This is a genomic window from Bacillus sonorensis NBRC 101234 = KCTC 13918 (assembly GCF_001592005.1).
GTDB classification, from domain to species: domain Bacteria; phylum Bacillota; class Bacilli; order Bacillales; family Bacillaceae; genus Bacillus; species Bacillus sonorensis.
Map to the genome: position 1 here is coordinate 38,260 of NZ_BCVZ01000014.1, position 21,345 is coordinate 59,604.

At 46.5% G+C, this 21,345-nt stretch carries 15 protein-coding genes and 2 pseudogenes; 9 read left to right on the plus strand and 8 right to left on the minus strand.

The genetic code is table 11. The features are described 5' to 3' along the window. Positions 1-102: 102 nt before the first annotated feature. A pseudogene (locus tag BTR1S_RS23740) lies at positions 103-867 on the plus strand (MCP four helix bundle domain-containing protein); the annotation flags it as partial. Positions 868-1,125: 258 nt separating this feature from the next. Next, positions 1,126-1,821, plus strand: a pseudogene (locus BTR1S_RS23745) (methyl-accepting chemotaxis protein); the annotation flags it as partial. 40 nt (positions 1,822-1,861) lie between these two features. Here the strand turns inward: BTR1S_RS23745 and BTR1S_RS14915 are convergent. Beyond that, entirely contained in the window at positions 1,862-3,286 is a 1,425-nt protein-coding gene (locus BTR1S_RS14915) for an ATP-binding protein (protein WP_006638681.1), read from the minus strand. Then, positions 3,276-3,965 (minus strand): response regulator transcription factor, encoded by a 690-nt coding sequence (locus BTR1S_RS14920; RefSeq protein ID WP_006638680.1) that lies wholly within the window; start codon positions 3,963-3,965, stop codon positions 3,276-3,278. The genes BTR1S_RS14915 and BTR1S_RS14920 overlap by 11 nt, the downstream gene beginning before the upstream one ends. A gap of 215 nt (positions 3,966-4,180) precedes the next feature. On the opposite strand from BTR1S_RS14920, the gene BTR1S_RS14925 reads away from it, so the two are divergent. Both BTR1S_RS14925 and BTR1S_RS14930 read left to right on the plus strand, forming a co-directional pair. Continuing rightward, complete coding sequence (locus tag BTR1S_RS14925) at positions 4,181-5,641, plus strand: ABC transporter permease (protein WP_029418938.1); 1,461 nt, start codon at positions 4,181-4,183, stop codon at positions 5,639-5,641. Positions 5,642-5,657: 16 nt separating this feature from the next. Further along, positions 5,658-6,341, plus strand: a complete 684-nt coding sequence (locus BTR1S_RS14930; RefSeq protein WP_006638678.1) for an ABC transporter ATP-binding protein — start codon at positions 5,658-5,660, stop codon at positions 6,339-6,341. A 54-nt stretch (positions 6,342-6,395) separates the two neighbouring features. Here BTR1S_RS14930 and BTR1S_RS14935 read toward each other — a convergent pair whose 3' ends face one another. The 4 genes from BTR1S_RS14935 to BTR1S_RS14950 are packed head-to-tail and all read right to left on the minus strand — an operon-like array spanning position 6,396 to position 11,157. Then, positions 6,396-7,124 (minus strand): MerR family transcriptional regulator, encoded by a 729-nt coding sequence (locus BTR1S_RS14935; protein WP_006638677.1) that lies wholly within the window; start codon positions 7,122-7,124, stop codon positions 6,396-6,398. Positions 7,125-7,171: 47 nt separating this feature from the next. Next, positions 7,172-8,281, minus strand: coding sequence for a GerAB/ArcD/ProY family transporter (locus tag BTR1S_RS14940; protein WP_029418937.1), 1,110 nt, complete (start codon positions 8,279-8,281; stop codon positions 7,172-7,174). 25 nt (positions 8,282-8,306) lie between these two features. After that, entirely contained in the window at positions 8,307-9,530 is a 1,224-nt protein-coding gene (locus BTR1S_RS14945) for a Ger(x)C family spore germination protein (protein ID WP_006638675.1), read from the minus strand. After that, complete coding sequence (locus tag BTR1S_RS14950) at positions 9,514-11,157, minus strand: spore germination protein (RefSeq protein WP_029418936.1); 1,644 nt, start codon at positions 11,155-11,157, stop codon at positions 9,514-9,516. Before BTR1S_RS14950 ends, BTR1S_RS14945 begins: the two co-directional genes overlap by 17 nt. Before the next feature lie 127 nt (positions 11,158-11,284). Here BTR1S_RS14950 and BTR1S_RS14955 point away from each other — a divergent pair, with 127 nt between their 5' ends. Continuing rightward, positions 11,285-11,506 (plus strand): YczF family membrane protein, encoded by a 222-nt coding sequence (locus tag BTR1S_RS14955; protein ID WP_006638674.1) that lies wholly within the window; start codon positions 11,285-11,287, stop codon positions 11,504-11,506. Positions 11,507-11,539: 33 nt separating this feature from the next. Here BTR1S_RS14955 and BTR1S_RS14960 read toward each other — a convergent pair whose 3' ends face one another. After that, positions 11,540-13,276, minus strand: a complete 1,737-nt coding sequence (locus BTR1S_RS14960) for a right-handed parallel beta-helix repeat-containing protein (protein WP_029418935.1) — start codon at positions 13,274-13,276, stop codon at positions 11,540-11,542. A gap of 295 nt (positions 13,277-13,571) precedes the next feature. Here BTR1S_RS14960 and BTR1S_RS14965 point away from each other — a divergent pair, with 295 nt between their 5' ends. Beyond that, the gene (locus BTR1S_RS14965; RefSeq protein WP_006638672.1) at positions 13,572-15,062 is read left to right on the plus strand and encodes a peptide MFS transporter; all 1,491 of its coding nucleotides are present in this window, start codon (positions 13,572-13,574) and stop codon (positions 15,060-15,062) included. A gap of 369 nt (positions 15,063-15,431) precedes the next feature. Continuing rightward, positions 15,432-16,583, plus strand: coding sequence for a phytase (locus BTR1S_RS14970; RefSeq protein ID WP_006638671.1), 1,152 nt, complete (start codon positions 15,432-15,434; stop codon positions 16,581-16,583). Between the two features lie 50 nt (positions 16,584-16,633). Here the strand turns inward: BTR1S_RS14970 and BTR1S_RS14975 are convergent, their stop codons facing one another. Then, positions 16,634-18,709, minus strand: coding sequence for a beta-galactosidase (locus BTR1S_RS14975; protein ID WP_029418934.1), 2,076 nt, complete (start codon positions 18,707-18,709; stop codon positions 16,634-16,636). Between the two features lie 312 nt (positions 18,710-19,021). Between BTR1S_RS14975 and BTR1S_RS14980 the strand changes: the two genes are divergently transcribed. Both BTR1S_RS14980 and BTR1S_RS14985 read left to right on the plus strand, forming a co-directional pair. Beyond that, complete coding sequence (locus tag BTR1S_RS14980) at positions 19,022-19,939, plus strand: bifunctional helix-turn-helix transcriptional regulator/GNAT family N-acetyltransferase (RefSeq protein ID WP_006638669.1); 918 nt, start codon at positions 19,022-19,024, stop codon at positions 19,937-19,939. Between the two features lie 16 nt (positions 19,940-19,955). After that, the gene (locus BTR1S_RS14985) at positions 19,956-21,221 is read left to right on the plus strand and encodes an MFS transporter (RefSeq protein ID WP_006638668.1); all 1,266 of its coding nucleotides are present in this window, start codon (positions 19,956-19,958) and stop codon (positions 21,219-21,221) included. Positions 21,222-21,345 lie beyond the last annotated feature (124 nt).

The following is a 21,345-nucleotide window of genomic DNA, read 5'->3' on the forward strand; positions in this document are numbered from 1 at the left end:
TCAGAAAATCTCCCCTCCTCCAAAAAACTCTTTCAAATTTTATTTCAAATTAATCTGCAAAAATCCGATATATAAGATAAACAAATGGATGGGAGACATAATATGAAGCTTCTTAAAAATATAAAAATCAGAAGTAAACTATTTATCATTATCGTGATTTCTGCACTTGCCCTGGCAATTGTCGGAATTCAGGGCATTACTGACCTCAGCAGGGTTTCAAAGGGGTCGGAGAAGATTTATGAAGGCCAATTAATTCCGAACCAATTGTTTTCAAAATTAAGGGTGAACAGCCTTGAAATTGATACGAATAACTTCGAACTGATGGTAACGAAGGACAACAGCATCAATGAAAAACTGCAAAAAAACGTTCAGGAAAAAAGCGAAGAAAACATTGCCGCGATGGAACAGATTGACAAGCTGAATTTAGCGGAAAACATAAAAGAAAAATATGAAACGTTTAAAACAAAATATACAGACCTGCAAAATGCCAGCAAGAACATGCTTCAATTGGCGCTAGAAAATAAAAACAAAGAAGCATATGCCGTTTACCAAAAAGATGTGGAACCGCAAAGAACCGCCGTCAATCAGCTGTTCGAGGAGATCCAGGCATTAAATTCAGAGAACGCCAAAACCATCTATCAGCAAGATTCCAAAGATGCAGGCTCAACGATCACCCTGCTGATCATTATGATAGCCGCATCCCTGATTTTATCTATCTCCGCCGGTCTTCTGATGACAAGATTGATTGTAAGACCGATTCGGGAGATTCAAAGTTTGTTTGCCAAGACTGAGAAAGGCGATTTTACGGTTGAAGGAACCTATCAATCAAAGGATGAATTGGGACAATTGACAACATCTTTTAACAATATGGTCTCCGGCGTGCGTTCGATTATTGAAACAGTCGGCGAGACTTCCCATCAGGTTGCCGCTTCCTCTCAGCAGCTAAGTGCAAGCGCCGAGGAAAGCACGAAAGCCAGTGAATACATTTCCACGACCATTCAGGAGCTTGCATCAGGTTCTGAACAGCAGGCTGAAAGCGTCGAAAGCAGCAGAACGGTCATCAAAGGGATGACGGAGTTTGCCGGAAGGATTTCTTCAAACGCCGAACAAGCGGCTTCAACCGCCGGTGAATCGGCTCAAATGTCGATCGAAGGAACGAAAGCGATTGAAAAAGTCAGCACGCAGATGAAATCCATCAATGAAACGGTTGTTTCTTTATCAGAAGCGTTCAGACATTTGTCAGAGCGTTCTAACGAAATCGGCAATATTACAGAAGTGATTACGAGCATCGCCGAACAAACGAATCTGCTGGCGTTAAACGCGGCAATAGAAGCGGCAAGAGCAGGTGAACAAGGAAAAGGGTTTGCCGTCGTGGCGGATGAAGTCAGAAAGCTTGCCGAACAGTCGGCACATTCCGCAGAACAGATCACCAAATTGATTACCATCATTCAACATGATACAAAACAAACGATGAATACGGTCATGTCGGCGACCAGCGAAGTCAAGGAAGGTCTTGTCGTCGTCAACGAAGCCGGCGGCGCCTTCGGCAAAATCGAAGATTCGATCAAAGAAGCGGTCGCGCAAATCAATGATGTCACAGCTTTAGTCAAGAGTCTTACAGCCGGCACAAACGAAATCGAAACATCCATTTCCGATGTAAAAGCAGTGGCCGAATCAGCGGCTGAAAGCACGCAGACGGTAAGCGCGGCGACGCAGGAGCAGCTTGCTTCAATGGAGGAAATCGCATCTTCTTCGCAAATTCTCGCGCAAAACGCTGAAGAATTGCAGCAATTAATCGAGAAATTCAAAATCAAAGCGTAAATAAGAAAAGCCGCCCGTATATCGCCGGGCGGCTTTTTTTCTAATCATCATCCCTTGATGTCAACGGCAGACGAATGACAAACTTCGTTCCTTTGTTTTTCTCGCTCGAAAGCTCCACTGTTCCTTGGTGAAGGGCAACGAGCTGTCTGACGATCGACAGACCGAGCCCGTATTCTCCATAAGGCGTGTTCGTCCGCGACAGGTCCGCTTTGTAAAAACGGTCCCAAATGCTTTCAATATCCTTTTCATCGATGCCGATTCCGGTATCCTCTATTTCAATCACCGTTTCTTTGTAGTCTTCCCATCCTCTCAGCCAAACCGTTCCGTCACTAGTGAATTGAATGCTGTTTTTCGTGATGTTGACGAGAATTTGAATCAGTCTGTCATAGTCGGCATTCACCATCACTTGCTCGTCTACATCGAGAATCAGTTGATTGTTTTTTTCCTCCGCTTGAATCGCAAGCTGTTCTTTAATAATTTCAAAGACCTCGATCAGCGGATAATGCAGCTTATTCAGCGAAATCTGGTTGGAGCGGATTTTTTCATAATCGAGATTTTCATTGACAAGGCGGATGAGCCGTTTCGTTTCTTCCGTAATCAGCTTGAGGCATTTTTCCTGCTGATTTTCCGGGATGGTCTGGCTGTTCAGTCCTTCCACCAAACCGCTGATCGTCGTCAAAGGCGTCTTTAATTCATGGGAGACATCAGTGATGAACTGGCGCCTCCGCTTCTCAAGCCGATCGATTTCTTCGCTTGAACTTTTTAGTTTCTGCGCCATGACATTAAAATCTGCGCCGAGATCGCCGATTTCATCCATGTTGCGGTTTTCGATATGGATGTTATAGTCGCCCGCGGCTACCTTTTTCGTGGCGTCGCGAAGCTTTTGGATGCGGCCGACATGAAATTTTGACGTCAGCCAGCTCAATAGGAAGGCGAGCATGATGACGCCTGCCGCCGTATAGAGCATAAACTGGTTCATTTGGCTGATCATTTCCTCCGTCCCGCTGATCGGAGCGGTGAGCATGATTCCTCCCTTGAACTCATTGTTGACGAAGTTGGGGAGCGCTACGACCGATACTTCCTGGTTAAAGCGCTGAAGATCTGTTTTGATGACAATGGGCTTGCCTTCTTTCAGCTCTTTCCACTCTTCATCCTTCAGCAGCAATTTTCGCGGACGCAAGTGATCCGGTGTCATCAAGGCTTCTTTTTTTTCATTAAAAAGAAAGAAACTGATCTGCCTGCTTTTTAAAATTTCCGCAAACGGCTTCATGATCGGCTGATCTCCAGGAGGCCGCTGCTCCATTTCCCCCATGATGCGGTATCCGTAGGACGTCAGTTCGCTGACTTTGTTCTGGTACGCGAAATCTTTGACAAAGTGGGAAAACACCGCACCTGAAATGAGAAAAGCCAGAACTAAAATGCTGATGTGGCTGGCCAGCAGCTGATACAGATACTTAATCTTCATCAAACTTGTACCCTACTCCCCAAACGGTATAAAGAAAAGGCCGCGACTCGCTGCCCAGTTTTTTTCTCAGCCGTTTAATATGAACATCGACGGTCCGCTCATCTCCGTAAAATTGATATCCCCACACTTGCTCAAGAAGCTGCTCCCTTGAAAACACCTGTTTCGGACTTTGCACCATATAGTACAGCAAATCAAATTCTTTAGGCGTCAGGTTCTTGATTGGAACGCCGTTTAAGAATACCTCTCTTGTTTTTTTATTGATTATAAAGCATTCGGTTTCGAGAATGTCCCGGTCGTCGGCGCCACCCTGCTGCTCTGTGCCCTGATACCTTCTGCTGACCGCTTTGATCCGGGCCACAAGCGCGAGCGGGCTGAACGGCTTCGTCACATAATCGTCGGCGCCGAGTTCAAAGCCGAGCACCTGATCGGATTCCGTATCCTTTGCCGTCAGCATAATAATCGGAACCATGCTTTCTTCCCTGACCTTTTTGCAGATCGTGACGCCGTCCATGGACGGCAGCATCAAATCGATGATCAGCAGATCCCACTTTTCCTCCCTAAAACGGTTATATCCTTCAAGGCCGTCATGGACAAATTCGGTCTCAAAGCCTTCTTTCGCAAAAAACATTTCAGTCATTGTACATACGCTCAGATTATCTTCAATCATTAATATTTTCATCGCAACTGCGCCTCCGCTAGACAAACGTTAGATTCATTTTACACATGGCGTTATCAATTCTCAATTCTTTGGCGGATATTTAAAAGACCGGCAACAGTTTGGTCATAATTTTTTCATAAGTAGCCGCTAATATGGAGGCAGACAGTAAGGCAAAAGTCCTGCTGCTCCAATTTGACAGCAATAACAATCATATAGATATGGGGGAATCACATGTTATGAATTTTTTCAAACGCGCCTTTTGGAGCATGAAATCGAAGAAAGGAAAAACACTTTTACAATTATTTGTCTTTACGATGATTTGCGTTTTGGTTCTTACAGGACTTACGATCCAGTCAGCCGCCACGAAATCGAGCGAATTGGCGAGAGAACAGCTGGGAGGCAGCGTCACGCTTAAAGCCGACAGGGAAAACATGATGAAACAACAGCAAAAATCTGGAGAGCGGCAGCGCTTTGAATCAACTCCCGTTTCCATCAAGTCAGCTGAAAAAATCGCGAAGCTTGACTATGTCAAAAGCTATAATTTCATCTCTTCAACGTCTGCTTTAGCCGGTAACTTCGATCCGATCGAAAGCGGTGACGAGGATTCATCTTCTGATACATCGGATTCAAACAGCAGCCGGCAGTCTGTCGGACCTGGCGGCAATGAACAAGGCGGACGCCAGATGATCCAGGCGGATGTATCAATCGAAGGTGTGACAAGCACATCCCTTGTGGATGATTTTTCTGACGGCACGTCAAACATCACGAAAGGGCGCGCTTTGACGGAGGATGATGTGAATAAAAAAGTCGCCGTCATTGAAAAAACCCTTGCTGAGGAAAATGATTTGAAGGTCGGCGACACGATCAAACTCAAAGCAAGCACAAATGAAGACACAACAATCAACTTGAAAATTGTCGGCATTTACAAAACGACGTCTTCAGGAGATAACCATGCGCAAAATTTCGCTTTTCTCAATCCGTATAACAAGATTTACACACCTTATACGGCCGCTTCCGCCTTAAAAGGCGACGACTATAAAAACGCGATCGACGAAGCCGTTTACAACATGGACGATGCTTCAAACATTGACACTTTCATTGCGGCCGCAAAAAAAACAGGCATCGATTTGGACACATTCACATTGGACGCAAACGATCAATTGTACCAGCAGATGGTCGGTCCCATCGAAAACGTAGCCTCTTTCTCCAAAAATGTCGTCTATCTCGTTACAATTGCCGGCGCGGTGATACTCGGACTGATCGTGATGATGTCGATTAGGGAAAGAAAATATGAGATGGGCGTCTTGATGGCCATTGGTGAAAAACGCTGGAAGCTGATCGGGCAATTTTTGACCGAAATCTTGATGATCGCGGTCCTGGCCGTCGGCATTTCAGCATTAACCGGAAGCTTTATTGCAAATCAAATCGGAAATCAGCTCTTATCACAGCAGCTTGAGCAAACGTCAAACAGCCAGTCCGCAAGCGGTATGATAGGCGGAGGTATGCCGGACGGCGGATTCTTTGGACAAAGCTCAGCCCAAGTCGAAGCTATTGACCAGCTTAACATTCAAGTGTCATTCGGGGACTTAATGGCCCTTGGCGGCATCGGCCTTCTCATCGCCGTATTCGCGACATTGCTGCCATCGATATCCGTTTTGCGGTTCCATCCGAAAACGATTTTAACGAAACAAGAATAGAAGGAAGGGGAACATCATGACTACTATTTTAGAGTTTAAGGATGTTTGCTATTGGTATAAAAATCAGGATCAGACCCTGTTTGAAGATGCCAATATCGAATTCAAGCAAGGGAAGTTTTACACGATTGTCGGAACGTCCGGTTCCGGCAAAACCACCTTTTTGTCCCTTGCCGGGGGGCTGGATGTTCCGAAAGAAGGCGACATCCTCTATAAAGGCCGGAACATTTCCAAAATCGGGTTGACCCATTACCGCAACCAATATGTATCAATCGTGTTTCAATCATATAATCTCCTGCCTTATATGACAGCGCTGCAAAACATCACATCAGCGATGGAGATTACGGGATCTAACATCAAAAACAAAGATCAATACGCATTGGACATGCTTGAAAAAGTCGGCATCAGTGAAGAGAAGGCGCGGCAAAAAGTGCTGACGCTGAGCGGCGGGCAGCAGCAGCGGGTTTCCATCATCCGCGCATTCTGCTGCAATGCCGATCTGATTGTCGCCGACGAGCCGACGGGAAACCTGGATGAAGACACGTCAAAAGATATCGTTAAGCTGTTTCAAAACCTGGCCCATCAAGAAAACAAATGCGTGATCATGGTCACCCACGACGAACAAATCGCCAAGGTTTCAGATGTCAACATCAGACTCTCGAGAGGCGGCTTTACGATCAAGCATAGAAAACCAGCGGGATAACAGACACAAATAACGGCGGCGTCCATTCGGAACGCCGCCGCTTTTTGATATTTCTCACCCGGCAAATGCTTCAGCCGCCGCCAGCATATAATAGGAAAGCCCTGTTTGCTGATGCTCAAGGACGCTGCGATGAAAATCGTCTTCGATAAAAAAACGCGCCTGCATCTGAAAATCAGCGGCCGTTATTCCCAAAAAGCCGATATGCTGTTTAATGGAGTCCTGCACTTGTTCATGATCGTGCTTCAGCCCCGATCTGAGCGCATCTGCCATCCCATTCATAAAACGGCTCGCTTCCATGGCCTTGTCATTCATCTCTTCCGCTTCAATCGGCCTTTCCTCGAGCAAATTATAATCATATGTCTTCTGCAAATATTGGTTCTGCTCCTGCAGCGCTTCCTCCCACTCTTTCCCGCTGGAAAAACCTTTAAACATTTCTGACTGATCCATAGCTTCTCCTTTCTCGGCGTGCCTGATCGATTCATCAAGCGTTTGAATGAGCTCGTTCATTCTTTTCTGCCTCGCAAGAAAAAGCTTTTTTTGCTCGTTCAAAACCGCCAGTCGATCAGCATCGCCATCAAGCATTTGTTTAATGTCCTTTAGAGGAAATTCCAGCTCCCGGTAAAACAAAATCTCCTGAAGCCGCTCCAGTTCTTCCATTCCATACAGGCGATAGCCGGCTTCCGTCACCGTGCATGGATACAAAAGACCGATTTTGTGATAATGGTACAGCGTTTTGATCGTGACGTTTGCCATTTCCGCCGTCTGTTTTACCGAATAGAGCATATGAAATCACCTCGTTTGTCATGTTAAAGGCTGCCCTAAGGTCGGGGTCAATACTTTTCGCTTTTTTTATTTTTGCGTTTTTTCCAAAGCGCTGCAAGGCAAATCAAAGCAGGCAGAATAATCTGCATGGGCAAATGCACGTACACAGGGACGAATTCGATCCCTTCTTTTACATGTTCGGAAATGTTGCTGGCGATAGAGACCGATAAAATCAAAATGACAATGCCGATCACATGGACGACCTTTGACGGCTTTGTCATTTTGAATAAAACAGAGACCCCTTCTGTAACAGCATAAATGAAAACACTCATCTTAAAGAATCCGCCTATCACCAGGACGAGCATGAAAAATACATCAAGCCTGTCCAAAAACTCAGCCACTTGAATCGTCTGGATCGTACTGAGCAAAGGAAAGCGCGAGCGCATATTGAGATCAACGCCCAGCACGCTGATGTTAATGGCTACATTCAGCGCCAAAATGATGCCGCTGATGCCAATCGCCCACAAGCCGGTTTTTTTCACTTTTTTCGGCTCATTGAGATAGGGGAGGATTAAAGTGAAGACGATGATTTCCCCAAACGGAAAATACAAGGTTTGCGTAAACACGGCATCCATTACCGGTCCGATACCGTTTCCCAGGACAGGCCTTAATTCGTTCAGATGGATCAAGCCTGAACAGATAATCAGTATAAAGCCTGTCGCGGCCAATACCAGCATGATGCCAAACAGCAGCTCACCGGATCTCGCCAACACTTCAATCCCTTTGCGTACAGTAAAAATGCAAACTGCGATTAACAATCCATTGGCAAAAATAATCGGTGTATTCGGATAAGCCGATGTTAACAGCATTTCGCCGAAATCACGCAAAATCCTTGCCGCAACATATGCGTAATAAATAATGTAGAGAAAAGACAACCCCCAGCCGAGCGGCTTCCCCAGCACCTTCATCATCGTTTCATAAGGCGATGATTGTGGATCGACCTGATAAAAAAAATGATGCATCGAAAATAGAACAAGACCGCCGGCGGTCCCGAACAAAATCGCCAGCCAGGCGTCCTGTTCGGCAGACTGTCCAGGGAAAATCAGCAGGGAACTGCTTAGTTCAAACAGGATGATCAAAACGAACAGCTGCTTGTTGCTGATTTTTGCCTTCTCCATTTGTATATCCTCCTTTACCTTCCCGTTAAGATCGTCCTTCCCCGTGGTCCAAATTGTTTGGATTGTTTCTTAAACCGGTTCTGCGGACATAGGCATCCACTGTGATGTCCACATCGAGATCAGGGAAATATCGATTGCTCCATTGATGTTTCATTTTTCCCCATAGTCCGGGATAAGAGCGGTAAATGATATCGCCGAATTGAAGGACATCGGTTTTGTTTTGCTTGGCGACGCTGATCGAATGCTGCAGTTCCTTTTTTAATTCCTGTCCAGCCGATTTTTCAATTTTATTGAGCACTTGCGGATCATCAAGATGGATCGGTATGGTCGTTTCGCCGATATCCCCCTCCATTTCCACATGGACGGAGATGGCCGGCCGGTTATGTTTCAGTTTCGCAGAAACATTCGTTTTTTGCCTTATCACATCGTATGTGACCGATTGTTTCTGCTGGCCCCATTCAAGGGTGATGTAGCTTCTGTTCACTTTATTCCGCAGCCATAAAACGCCTCTCGCCGTCTCTCCTTCAAGCCAATTGACAAGCTTCCCTTCCTTGAAAACGGCGAGGCCGTCCGCTTCCACCGTCGCCGCCGGAGCGGTTGACTGAACATTCTCCATTTTGTCCGCCTTTTTTAAATCCCCTTTCACCCGAAAAGATGTGATGATCGGATGCCTGGACTGGGATGTTAAGCATTTGATCACATCTTGAACGCTTGTTTTCAAATGCTCCCCCAGCTGCTGTTCGGTAAATTGCAGTGTTTTGTTCACTTTGTTTGATGGAACCTTATCAACCGGCGTAAGCGTTTTGATGAAAGTTTTTGCTTTATGTCCGCGGGAGATGATGATCGTCGCAGACGAGCGGAAATCCGTATCCCGGTCAAGCACATCCAAGATTTGAATAAGCCCTTCATCCTTGGCCAGTTCTTCGTCAACGACAACAAGGTTTGTATGCGAGTAATATATTTGCCGTGAAATTTTGGCTGAAGCATGGCGGCTCATCTCTGTCAGATTGTTCCCGGCAATCGAATAGTTGGTCACGGGCGGGCGGTCTCCTCCCTGCCCCCCTTGGAGGCCCCCCGTCACGTTGATGGGGTTGACGATCTGAAAACTCAATTCATATTTGGTTTTTTCACCTTTATCGATGCCAATGGCAGAAATAAGCAACAGGTCCGTCAGTTCTTTTTTATCCCAGCATCCTTGAAGAAGGATAACGGCGGCAAGCATGATCAACACTTTAATGCTGCGGTTCATTTCCATCACCCTTTTGTTGGTCAGTCTTCATATCGCCCGGTTCTGGAGGCTGCGGTTTTTGATCATGGCCTTGGCGAAGCTTATTGTCATTGCCAAGCAGCTCCGGCCTTTTTTCATGCGTCCACCAAGGCGAACGGAAAATCGTATCGCCCCAGTTTTTCGGAATGAATGGAGCAAAAGGCGTCATATATGGAACACCGAAGGAACGCATGCTGCTTAAATGGACAAACATGATGATCAGTCCAAGGATGATGCCGTAGAATCCGGTCGTCGCCGCAGCGATGATAAAGAAAAAGCGGACGATCCGGGCGGAAATGGCCATCGCAAAGGCCGGCGTCGCAAAGCTTGAAATCGCCGTAATCGCCACGATGATAACCATCGCCGGCGAGACGATCCCGGCCTGCACCGCAGCCTGTCCGATTACGATGGCTCCAACGATCGAAACGGCCGAGCCGATCGCCTTCGGAAGGCGGATGCCCGCTTCCCGCAGTATTTCAAAGGAGACTTCCATCATTAAAGCCTCCACAACGGCCGGAAAAGGAACGATTTCACGCTGGGCGGCAATGACAATGAGCAGCTCCGTCGGAATCATTTCCTGGTGAAACGTCGTTGCTCCCACATAAACGGCGGGGGCGATTAATGAAATAAAGAATATCAACACCCGCAAAAAGCGGATAAACGTCGCAATATCAAATCGGGAATAGTAGTCTTCAACAGATTGAAAAAACTGAATAAATACGGCGGGAACGAGCAAAACAAACGGCGTCCCGTCAACAAAAATGGCAATTCTCCCCTCAAGCAGGTTTCCCGCGACCATGTCAGGCCTCTCCGTATGGTAAATGGTCGGAAAGGTCGTAAACGGGACATCTTCGATCAGCTGTTCAATATAACCCGATTCCAGTATGCTGTCGATTTCGATGCCCGCCAGCCTTTTTTTGACTTCCTTCACCGTTTTTTCATTGCAGATTCCGTTGATGTACATGAGCGCGACATCGGTTTTTGTCACGCTGCCCATCGTCATCTTTTCGACCCACAGATTTGGATTTTTGACGATTCTTCTCACTAACGAAAGATTGGTATCAAGTGATTCTATAAAACCTTCCCTTGACCCGCGAAACGCCTGCTGGTTTTCTGGTTCCTTGATGGAGCGCTTCTCGCCGCCTTTTGTGCTGGCAACTACAGCAAACTGCGCTCCGTCCGCTAAAATAACCGTATCTCCGGCCATTAAAGAATCGAAAACTGAAGCAAGCCGTTCTTTCTGATGGACACCGCCCAGCGCCACTGCATCTGCGGCAATCGAATCAAGAATGTCCCGGCTGTCTTCCTTTTTTTTCAGCTCCTTGGAATTCAAAATCGATTCAATCAGGAATTCATGAATGGCTTTTTCATCGGCGATTCCGGCGACATACACAATGGCTGTTTCGACTTGCCCACCGAGACCTGTTTTCAGCTGGCGGACCACGATATCAGAACTGTTCCCCGTTTTTTCCTTTATAATATTCAGATTTTCAGAAAGGGACTGACGGATGTTGCCTGTGACATGGTCGTTTTCCGGGCTGCTATCATCTGTCTTAAGAGATTCCTGATTTTTTTTCGCTTTCTGGTTGCCTTTAAAAAAGAATGGCATAGCTGTCAGAATCCCCCCTTTTTCTCGTTTTTTCGTATTTTTCCTTACAACTGAACATTTATACTTGTCCCGCGCATAGCGCTGTGTGAAAACAGAAAAAATAACGGGGAACGGAGAGTGGTTTTTTGTGAAAGTAATCGGAATCGGGGTTTTGCTGTTCATCTGCTTGATGGGCATGTCTGTCATGCTTGATTTTTTTCAAGGGATGTCATTGTATGAAGCGGTAATCAACAATCTGTCATTCAACATATTGGAAATAGGAGAATGGCTGATGATCCTGTTATATATATCGATTGTATTTGCGGAAGCCTTGGGGGATCTGAAGAGGAAAAAGAAAAAAAGAACATAAAAACGGCTCCCTCTATCATGGGAGCCTTGTTTTTCATACAATGACATTGCCGCTTACGACATCTGTCTGATGACTCTGGATCGTCCCTTTCGCAATCGTGTTTCCGAGGATCATGGATTGTCTTGAGGTATTCGTTTGAATGGCTGTAATGCCGTCTGCCGAACGGCTGCGGATGGTATTGTTCATAATGGCTGTGCCTGATGATTGGGTAAGGTAGAGAATGACGGCCGGTCTAGACGCCCTCATAAGAGTAATCGTATTGCCGACGATTTCATGAGTCCCATTGGTGATATAAATCGTGACGACAAGCGGGGAATCTTCAATCGTATTCCTGATCAGTTTCGTTTGCTTTTCAGTTGAACAATAAATCGGGAAATTGGTAAAACCGCTGATGCTGTTATTCTGTATGACAGCGGAGGCTTGATTTGTGACAGATATTGAATAGGATTCGGGGACAATCTGAAAAGATGCCGGGGAAATAAAGTTTCCATCGATGACTGCACTGCCTTGTGATATCCATATTCCTCTCGAGAACCGGGTGATGACGTTTTGTTTTATATGCGCGTCGTCCGCTTCGCTTCTCACCGCAAGGATCACATTGGCGATGTTGTTATTGGAAAAGGTGATATTGACTGATTGGGTCATGCTGAGGCCGATGCTCATCTTTTTTTCCGGTACGCCATTTTTAATATCATTTCCTTCGATGAAGACGTTTGTTGCTTGATAAACGGAGATGCCCGCATTTTCAAAATTGATGATTTTGTTGCCTGAGACAAAAACGTTTTCCCCGCGGATATCAATTCCTGTCGAAAAGCCGCTGATCAGGTTTCCTTTAATCACCGCTTCGCGGGTCGATCCCGAGGTGTTTGCCCCTTGGCCGGAAATGCCCGTATTCTGCCCCGAAACTTCGGGATTGTTTTCGATTATATTACCGGAAATGATCGTCCCGGTTCCATATCCGTAGGAAATGGTGCCGTCTGTTTGATTTCCTTCAATACGTACAGAGGCTCCGTTGAAATTTGTAACCGCGCTGTTTACATTGCCTTTAAAGGTATTGTTGCGAATGATAATATTGACGGGCTTTTCGTAGATGACAGCTCCTTCGCTGTACCCTTCAATATCGATTCCAAACCGCGGGGACGTTCCATTCCCGGTTCCTGCATCCACAATGCTGCAACCTTCAATCAAAACGCCGTCACAGCCTGTCATCGAGATGTTGTTTCTGCGGGAACGGCTGATTTCACAATTTCTTACCGTTACACGCTCTGAAGATTTGTAGCCTTGGCCGCCGGCGCTGATGATGATGCCGTCGCCGGTAAAATCTGCGATTCTCACATTTTCGATCAGCACGTTTGACGCTCCTTCGACACAGATGCCGAAGCCCCACTCATGCGTCGGCCTCGGTGATGCCGTATAGGTATGTTCATCCCTGTCGCCTATAATGGCGCCTCCGGTTATTTTGACGTTTGATTCACCTCCTATATAAAAAGCAGAGTACCCCCATGAGCTGTTCGGTTTGATTTTTATTACAGTTTCGGCATCCATCAGGATTGAAATGTTGCTTGGAACATTGATTCCCCCGTTTCGAAACGGGAATCCGGGATCGCCGTTCAACGTCCCGTCGATCAAATAGACTCCATTCGGTATCCATACTGTATGCAGCCCCATAGATTTTGTCCAGTCCAGACATTCATTGATTGCTTTCGTGCTATCCGTTTTGCCGTCGCCGACGGCGCCGAATTTCGTCACATCGGCAATGATCATGGTCATGTCTTCAAGTTGCCGATCTGGCATGTACATCCATCCTCCTTTTAGGAAAATCCACTCTTCTTATTAATATGGCAATCTAGTAACATTCGCTTGTACAAAATAGATAAAATTTTATCAAAAAATCTTTATATCGAACCGGATTTCCAAAATCTTTTTTTCACCGCATGTAAAGCGCTTTTACAAAAAGAGCCTAATGTCCTATTCGATCATCAAATCAATTTGCGATCTATTGACAGGATCATTATATAAGAATATGATTTTTATAATAAGCTCAGAAAAAGAAGGAGTATTGCGAATGTCTAATCATCAAAATGAAAGTATTCAAAACATTCCGCAAAAGGGGTTTTTTGGACATCCCCGCGGACTCTTCACTCTATTTTTTACTGAATTTTGGGAGCGCTTCTCATATTATGGAATGAAAGCGATCCTTATCTACTATTTGTATACTGAAATTAATAAAGGCGGCCTCGGCTTTGATGAGGCCACGGCCAACAGCATCATGGCCGTATACGGCTCCCTCGTCTACATGTCGGGAATCATCGGCGGCTGGATTGCGGACAGGCTGCTGGGAACGGCAAATACCGTATTTTACGGCGGTGTGCTCATTATGTTCGGCCACATTCTGCTCGCTTTCCCAGGCAGCGTACCCGCTTTCTTCGCCAGCATGTTTTTGATCATTATTGGGACAGGCCTTCTGAAACCAAACGTTTCAAGCGTTGTCGGCGACCTGTACAGCTCTGAAGATACACGCCGCGATTCCGGCTTCAGTATTTTCTACATGGGAATTAACTTGGGTGGATTTCTGGCGCCTCTTATTGTCGGCACAGTCGGCCAAACTTATAATTACCATCTCGGGTTCAGCCTTGCCGCCATCGGTATGTTCCTCGGACTTGTCACCTATTTGCTGACGAGAAAGAAAAATCTCGGACCTGCGGGAAAGACCGTTCCAAACCCGCTGGCACCATCTGAGCGGAAAAAAGTGTTCGGCCGCATCGGCCTCGGTGTTCTTGTTATTGCAATCATCGGCGCTTATTTGATCTCAAAAGGCATTTTGACAATCAGCGTGTTTACGATGCTTGTCAGCATTCTCGGCATTTTGATTCCTTTGCTTTATTTCATCGTGATGTTTTACAGCTCGAAAACGACAAGCGATGAAAAATCACGGCTTATCGCCTATATCCCGCTGTTTGTCGCATCGATGATGTTCTGGGCGATCCAGGAGCAGGGTTCCAATATTTTAGCGACATATGCGGACAAACGGACTCATTTAGAATTTATGGGACTGCAATTGCAATCATCATGGTTTCAATCTTTGAATCCACTGTTTATCGTCGTGCTCGCACCGGTCTTTGCGTGGCTGTGGATGCGTCTCGGAAAACGCCAGCCGTCAACACCGACGAAATTTTCACTCGGTTTGATATTGGCCGGCTTGTCATTCATCGTGATGATTTTCCCTGCCTATATCAACGGCACTGAGTCACTGGCAAATCCAATGTGGCTCGTACTCAGCTTCCTGATTGTCGTGCTTGGGGAATTGTGCCTCTCTCCAGTCGGTTTATCTGCAACGTCAAAGCTTGCTCCGGCCGCTTTCTCCGCGCAGACCATGAGCCTGTGGTTTCTATCAAACGCTTCTGCGCAGGCCATTAACGCGCAGATCGTCAAGTACTACAGCGCAGATACCGAAATCGCCTACTTCGGCGTCATCGGAGGTATATCAATCTTATTAGGATTGATTCTGTTTATGCTTTCTCCTAAAATTCAAAAATTTATGAAAGGCGTTAATTAACAAAAAAACGGCAGGCTGTCTCTAAGGCAGTCTGCTTTTCTTTTTTCATGTTCCCCCTTGACATATGCCTGTATAAGACACCCTCAGCATAAGAACTCCGAAGCGGCCTATCAAAAAATCGATCGCAGGGTTTCCTATTCCGAAGCTTTCCCCGATGAATCAGGATCTGCCTGTAAAAAGGCCGGGAATTCTGATACACAGCAGCCGCGGCAAGCGATTCAAATAGCACAGACGATCATGTGACATTAGTTCAATATGCATGATCATATTGGTTTATTTTAGAATTTTGATCAAAAATTCACACTTTCTTAAACTTGATCTTACATAAATTTGCTAACATGAATGTCATCATAAAGGAGGGGATAGAACATGAAACAAAACCTTTACAAAACGATCACAGCCTCAGCTCTTGCAGCAGCAATTTTCGTTCCTTCATGGAGCGGAGCGCCGCATGCAAGGGCAGCTGCCATAAACGATTTTACAGTGACTGCCGATATGGAGACGGAACCGGTGAAAACCGCTGATGACGCGGCAGATGATCCGGCCATCTGGGTTCATCCAAAACACCCGGAACAAAGCAAATTGATTACTACAAACAAAAAATCCGGCTTAATAGTTTACAATCTGGATGGAAAACAACTCTCTTCCTATTCATTTGGAAAATTAAACAATGTCGACCTTCGCTACGATTTTCCACTCGGAGGCAAAAAAGTCGATATTGCCGGCGCTTCCAACAGGTCAGCCGGAAAAAACACAATAGAAATATACGCTTTTAACGGAGACAAGGGCGAATTAAAAAACATCGTCAATCCGGACAAACCAATCAAAACGTCCATTAACGAAGTCTATGGATTCAGCTTATACCACAGCCAAAAAACGGGTAAGTTCTATGCGATGGTAACGGGAAAGGACGGCGAATTTGAACAATACGAGCTGTTCGATAACGGCAAAGGACAAGTTGAAGGCAAAAAAGTCCGTGCGTTTCAAATAGGCTCCCAGACGGAAGGAGTTGTGGCAGACGATGAATATGGCGCATTGTACATCGCAGAGGAGGATGTTGCGCTTTGGGAGTTCAGCGCCGAGCCGAATGGCGGTCAAGATGGAAAGATCATCGACCGTGCAGGCGGCAAACATCTGACCGCCGATATTGAAGGACTGACCATTTATTATGGAGCAGACGGCAAAGGATATTTGCTTGCATCAAGCCAGGGCGATAACAGGTATGCCATTTACGACCGGCGGGGAAATCATGAATATCTCGGCGCATTTTCGATCGGAGGCGGCCAACAAATCGACGGGACAAGCGATACAGATGGAATCGATGTCCTCGGTTTCGGGCTGGGCGAGAAATATCCGTATGGAATCTTTGTTGCCCAGGATGGTGAAAATATCGAAAACGGCCAATTGGCAAACCAGAATTTCAAAGTCGTCTCTTGGGAGAAAATCGCAAAATCATTGCATTCTATTCCAAATCTAAACGAACAGGTCAACCCGCGCACCTTGAAAAACCGCGCAAATTAACGGTGAATTTGAAACATCCGGAGAAGCGTTCTCCGGATGTTTTTGATCTTTCATTCCGCCTGACGGCTCCGGCGGAAAATGACGGTTCCATACGGAGGCAATTTGACAGTGCCTTTCTTGCGGGTCCCTTTCAGCATATCTGTATATGTTTCATCAGGAAGGGCGACGCTCCGGTTTTCTTCTGTAAAGTTCAGAAGAAAAACATAGTCATGCTTGCCGTCTGTGCGAAGCTGGGCTGTAACACCGTCCGGAAGATCTGTGTCGAGCACCTTTGCGATCCCGGTTTCTTCAATCAGCTTGGATATGAAAGCTTTCTGAAAAGACGCTTCATTTCTCGATGCGATATAATAGGCTTTTCCTGCCCCGAACAGATTGACTGTCAAGGCCGGCCGCCCCGCGTAAAAATCTTTGTCGTAAAAGGCGAGCGCTTCGGCTCCCTCCAAATGTACCAAGTCGCAAAGCTCAGACGCTTCATAGCTTCCGCTCAATCCAAGCCGGTTATCGCTGTCCATCACAACTGTGTTCTTCTGTCCATCGTAAAGGGCATCGATTTCTTCAGACCAGATGCCGAGCGTTTTTCTCAGCCCGCCCGGGAAGCCGCCGAGAAAGGCGAGATCATGTTCATCAACAATCCCTGACCAATATGTCGCAACAAATGTACCGCCGTCTTGAACAAACCGCTCGATCCGTTTGGCCGTATCCTTTTTCAGCATGTAGAGCATCGGCGCAATCACAAGCTTATATTGTGAGAAATCACCATCCATATGAATGACATCGACCGGGACCCCTTCCTCCCAAAACGGCTGATAAAACGATTTAACGGTGCGTTCATAATGAAGGCTGATATTGCGCGGCCCCTGGGCATCTTCCAGCGCCCAGTGGTTTTCCCAGTCAAATATGACCGCTACTTCCGGTTCCACTGTCGTACCGGCGATTTCATCAAGCTTGGCGAGCTTTTCACCGAGCTTTTTGACATCTTGAAAGACGCGCGTATGCTCTGATCCTTCATGGTCGACGACAGCACCATGCAATTTCTCGCTTGATCCGCGGCTTTTCCTCCATTGGAAATACTGCACGGTATCAGATCCGTGGGCGATCGCCTGCAGTGAAGATAATTCATGCATCCCCGGACGCTTCAGCTTGCTGACATCCTGCCAGTTTGTCATGCTTGGCGTACTTTCCATCAGCATGAACGGCCGGCCGCCTTTTAAGGAGCGGTTGATGTCATGGACAAACGCAATGTCGGCGCCCAGCTCGCTTTCTTTCTGGCGATTGTTGTGCCACGCCGGGTATGAGTCCCAAGATATGACATCAAGCAGGTCTGCGAATTTCCAATAGTTCAGACCGGCGTATGTCCCCATGAAATTCGTTGTGACGGGAAGTTCCGGATGAAAAGAGCGGACATGGGCGATTTCATGGCGGCAAAAATCAACCGTCTGATCGGTGACAAAGCGCTTCCAGTCCAAATTCAGCCCGTGCACGGCGTCTTCGCCGTGGGGAGCAGGCGATTCAATCTCATCCCAATCGGTATAGGTATGGCTCCAAAATGCCGTCCACCATGCATGGTTAAGCTGATCAAGCGTTTTGTATTTCGCCAGCAGCCATTCTCTGAATTTGGCCTGGCATAAATCACAATGGCATTCTCCGCTGTATTCGTTGGAAATATGCCAGCCGATGACAGCCGGATGATGGGCATACCGCTCTGCAAGCTTTCCATTCATAATCGCCGTTTTTTGGCGATAGACAGGTGAAGTATAACAATGGTTGTGCCGCTTTCCATGAAGATTGCGAACCCTGTTTCGCTCCGTTCTCAGTACTTCCGGATACTTCTTTGACATCCATGCCGGCCTTGCGCCGCTCGGCGTAGCCAAAAACGCATATATGCCATTTTCTTCAAAAGAATCCAGCACTTGATCAAGCCAGTCAAATGTAAACCTTCCTTCTTCAGGCTCGAGGGAAACCCAGGAAAAAATACCGACAGACATCACATTGCAGCGGGACAGCTTCATTAAGCGGATATCCTCTTTTAACACATCGGGATATTTGAGCCATTGATCCGGGTTGTAGTCGGCTCCATGCAGTAATCGGGGAACTTTCCGGCTAATCGGGGGAAATGGTGTCACCATCCGCGATTCATCCTTTCTTCATCATATTCTTGGAACGCGATGACAGCGGTGTTTATTAAGTGGAACGCTTTCAAAAAACAGGTTCGTATGTTGCGGGATTGTCCGTTTGTTAGGTTATATACGATTCCGTCTGTCCGCTTTCCTGCCCTGCAGCGCCGGATTTTATGGAATATTTGTAAAATATATTCTATAATTGTTATTGTCTACAAAAACGGAATGACCCTCTACCTGCTGCCATATATATACTTGACTTAATCAACTATTTTATTATAATTGATTCAAGCAACTATTTAAGGGAGAGAGGTTCTCAATATGGCGGAAGTCGACCATTCGATCACATTAGAATTCAGAAAGTTCAATCGATTCTACACAAATGTTCTAGGTTTTCTAAATGAACATATTTACGACAGTCCGTTTTCTTTAACGGAAACACGGATCGTATTTGAGATCAAAAACACCCCCCATTGCACGGCCAAGCTTCTTCAAGACAGGCTCAACCTTGACCGCGGCTATGTGAGCAGAATCATCAAGCGGTTTGAAAGAGAAAACATCCTCTACAAGGAAAAAAGCGAGGAAGACAGCCGCAACCATTACCTGTATTTAACGGATTTCGGCCAAACGATTTATAAAAAACTGGAGACGAAAGCAAATCAGCAAATCGAATATATGCTCAAGCATGTGGACGCCAAAAGCCAGGAACAGCTTGCCCGGGCGATGCAGACGGTCGAAAGCATATTGTCAGAGCAGCTGTCGCCGCAAGAAAACACGATTTCAATTAGGGATTACTATCTATCAGACGATATAAAGCTGATGATTGAAAAACAGCGGACATTTTATGCCGAGGCGCACGGGTGGGACCAGACATTTTCAGACTATCTGCAAGAAACGTTTGACGCCGACATCGAAAAAATTTGGATCGCCGAAAGTGCGGGAAGGTTCGCGGGATGCGTCGGACTTGTCAAGCACGATGATCGGACAGTGCAGCTCAGATGGTTCCTTGTCGATTCCGCTTTTCGCAATCAGGGAGTCGGCAGCCGCCTGCTCGGGGAGCTCATCGATTATTGCCGGGAAATGCGATTTGAACGGATCTTTCTTTGGACAGTCAGCACAATGGCTGAAGCCCGCCCTCTATATGAAAAATTCGGATTCAGACTGACTGAAGTCAAAGATGAGGCGCCGTTATGGGGGCAGCGGCTCCAAGAGGAACGATGGGACAGAGAATTAGACTGATGATACGGGAGGATTTATGAAACGAAAATTACACTATGCTTGGATTATCGTTTTTGTGACGTTTTTGACGCTTTTGGCCGTTCAGGGAGTCCGCCTTTCATTCGGGGCCTTTATCCAGCCGTGGGAGGAAGAATTTTCGCTGGACAGAGGGACAATTTCACTCATTTCCACGCTAAGCTTTATTATCTACGGGGTTTCTCAGCCTGTAATCGGAAGGCTGGTCGACCGGTTTGGCCCGAGGGTCATTTTGTCGTTCAGCACGCTGCTGGTGGGCTTGAGCATCTTTTTTACATATCTTGTCACATCTCCATGGCAGCTGTTTATCCTTTACGGCATCATCGCTTCCCTTGGGGTCGGCGGAGCCTCGAATGTCGCTTCAACCGTAATTGTGACAAATTGGTTTAATGAAAAACGGGGCCTTGCCTTCGGCATTATGGAAGCGGGGTTTGGCGCGGGGCAGATGCTTCTCGTGCCGGGGTCCTTGATGCTGATTCACTGGTTCAACTGGAAGATCACTGTGATCGTGCTGGGGATTTTCTTAATCCTGATCGTATTTCCGATCGTCTTATTGTTTTTGAGAAATAGTCCTTCCGAAAAAAACTTGCAGCCGATTGGAGGGGCGAATAAGGAAAGTACGAAAAGCGAACCAGCTGATAACAACCAAATTCCGTACCGGGCCGTTTTTTTCAGCAAAAAATTTTGGTTTCTCATTTTGCCGTTTTTTATATGCGGATTTACGACAACCGGATTAATGGATACCCATCTGATTCCATTTTCACATGACCACGGTTTTTCAACCGGAGTCACCAGCGCGGCTGTCAGCCTTCTGGCGGGCTTTAACATCATCGGCATTTTAATATCAGGGGTCGTCGCTGACCGCTGGAGCAGCCGAAAAATCTTATGTTTTCTATATGCCGTGCGGGCGCTGTCCCTTGTCATTCTGCTGTCAAGCCATCAGCCCGTTCTCCTGCTCGGGTTCGCGATTTTGTTTGGCCTGGTTGACTTTGCGACCGTCGCACCGACGCAAATGCTCGCGACCCAGTATTTCAAGCAGTATTCCGTCGGGTTTATTCTCGGCTGGCTGTTTCTCAGCCACCAGATCGGTTCAGCGCTCGGGGCTTATTTGCCGGGCGTGTGGTACAGCCAAACCGGCAGCTATTCTCTGTCTTTCTATTTGTCGATCATCATTTTGGCAGGAGCAAGCATTTTGAACATCCTGCTGCCTGAGCCTAAAAAGATCAGCAGCACGCTTGAACATGATCACTCCGTCCAGCAGAGCTAATGATAGAAACCTGTTTTTGCCTGTTCAAAAACAGGTTTTTTTATGTTATTTGCCGCCACCTCTTGAATGCTTTTTAAATTGGTGAACGGTTTCCTCAAGCTGATCAGCTATATTTTATAGACTT

Coding starts and splice junctions, on each gene's coding strand:
- BTR1S_RS14940 (WP_029418937.1), bottom strand. CDS start 8,281: ATGGAGAAGGCAAAAATCAGCAACAAGCAGCTGTTCGTTTTGATCATC.
- BTR1S_RS14920 (WP_006638680.1), bottom strand. CDS start 3,965: ATGAAAATATTAATGATTGAAGATAATCTGAGCGTATGTACAATGACT.
- BTR1S_RS14945 (WP_006638675.1), bottom strand. CDS start 9,530: ATGAACCGCAGCATTAAAGTGTTGATCATGCTTGCCGCCGTTATCCTT.
- BTR1S_RS14935 (WP_006638677.1), bottom strand. CDS start 7,124: ATGCTCTATTCGGTAAAACAGACGGCGGAAATGGCAAACGTCACGATC.
- BTR1S_RS14925 (WP_029418938.1), top strand. CDS start 4,181: ATGAATTTTTTCAAACGCGCCTTTTGGAGCATGAAATCGAAGAAAGGA.
- BTR1S_RS14950 (WP_029418936.1), bottom strand. CDS start 11,157: ATGCCATTCTTTTTTAAAGGCAACCAGAAAGCGAAAAAAAATCAGGAA.
- BTR1S_RS14980 (WP_006638669.1), top strand. CDS start 19,022: ATGGCGGAAGTCGACCATTCGATCACATTAGAATTCAGAAAGTTCAAT.
- BTR1S_RS14960 (WP_029418935.1), bottom strand. CDS start 13,276: ATGACCATGATCATTGCCGATGTGACGAAATTCGGCGCCGTCGGCGAC.
- BTR1S_RS14915 (WP_006638681.1), bottom strand. CDS start 3,286: ATGAAGATTAAGTATCTGTATCAGCTGCTGGCCAGCCACATCAGCATT.
- BTR1S_RS14930 (WP_006638678.1), top strand. CDS start 5,658: ATGACTACTATTTTAGAGTTTAAGGATGTTTGCTATTGGTATAAAAAT.
- BTR1S_RS14985 (WP_006638668.1), top strand. CDS start 19,956: ATGAAACGAAAATTACACTATGCTTGGATTATCGTTTTTGTGACGTTT.
- BTR1S_RS14965 (WP_006638672.1), top strand. CDS start 13,572: ATGTCTAATCATCAAAATGAAAGTATTCAAAACATTCCGCAAAAGGGG.
- BTR1S_RS14970 (WP_006638671.1), top strand. CDS start 15,432: ATGAAACAAAACCTTTACAAAACGATCACAGCCTCAGCTCTTGCAGCA.
- BTR1S_RS14975 (WP_029418934.1), bottom strand. CDS start 18,709: ATGGTGACACCATTTCCCCCGATTAGCCGGAAAGTTCCCCGATTACTG.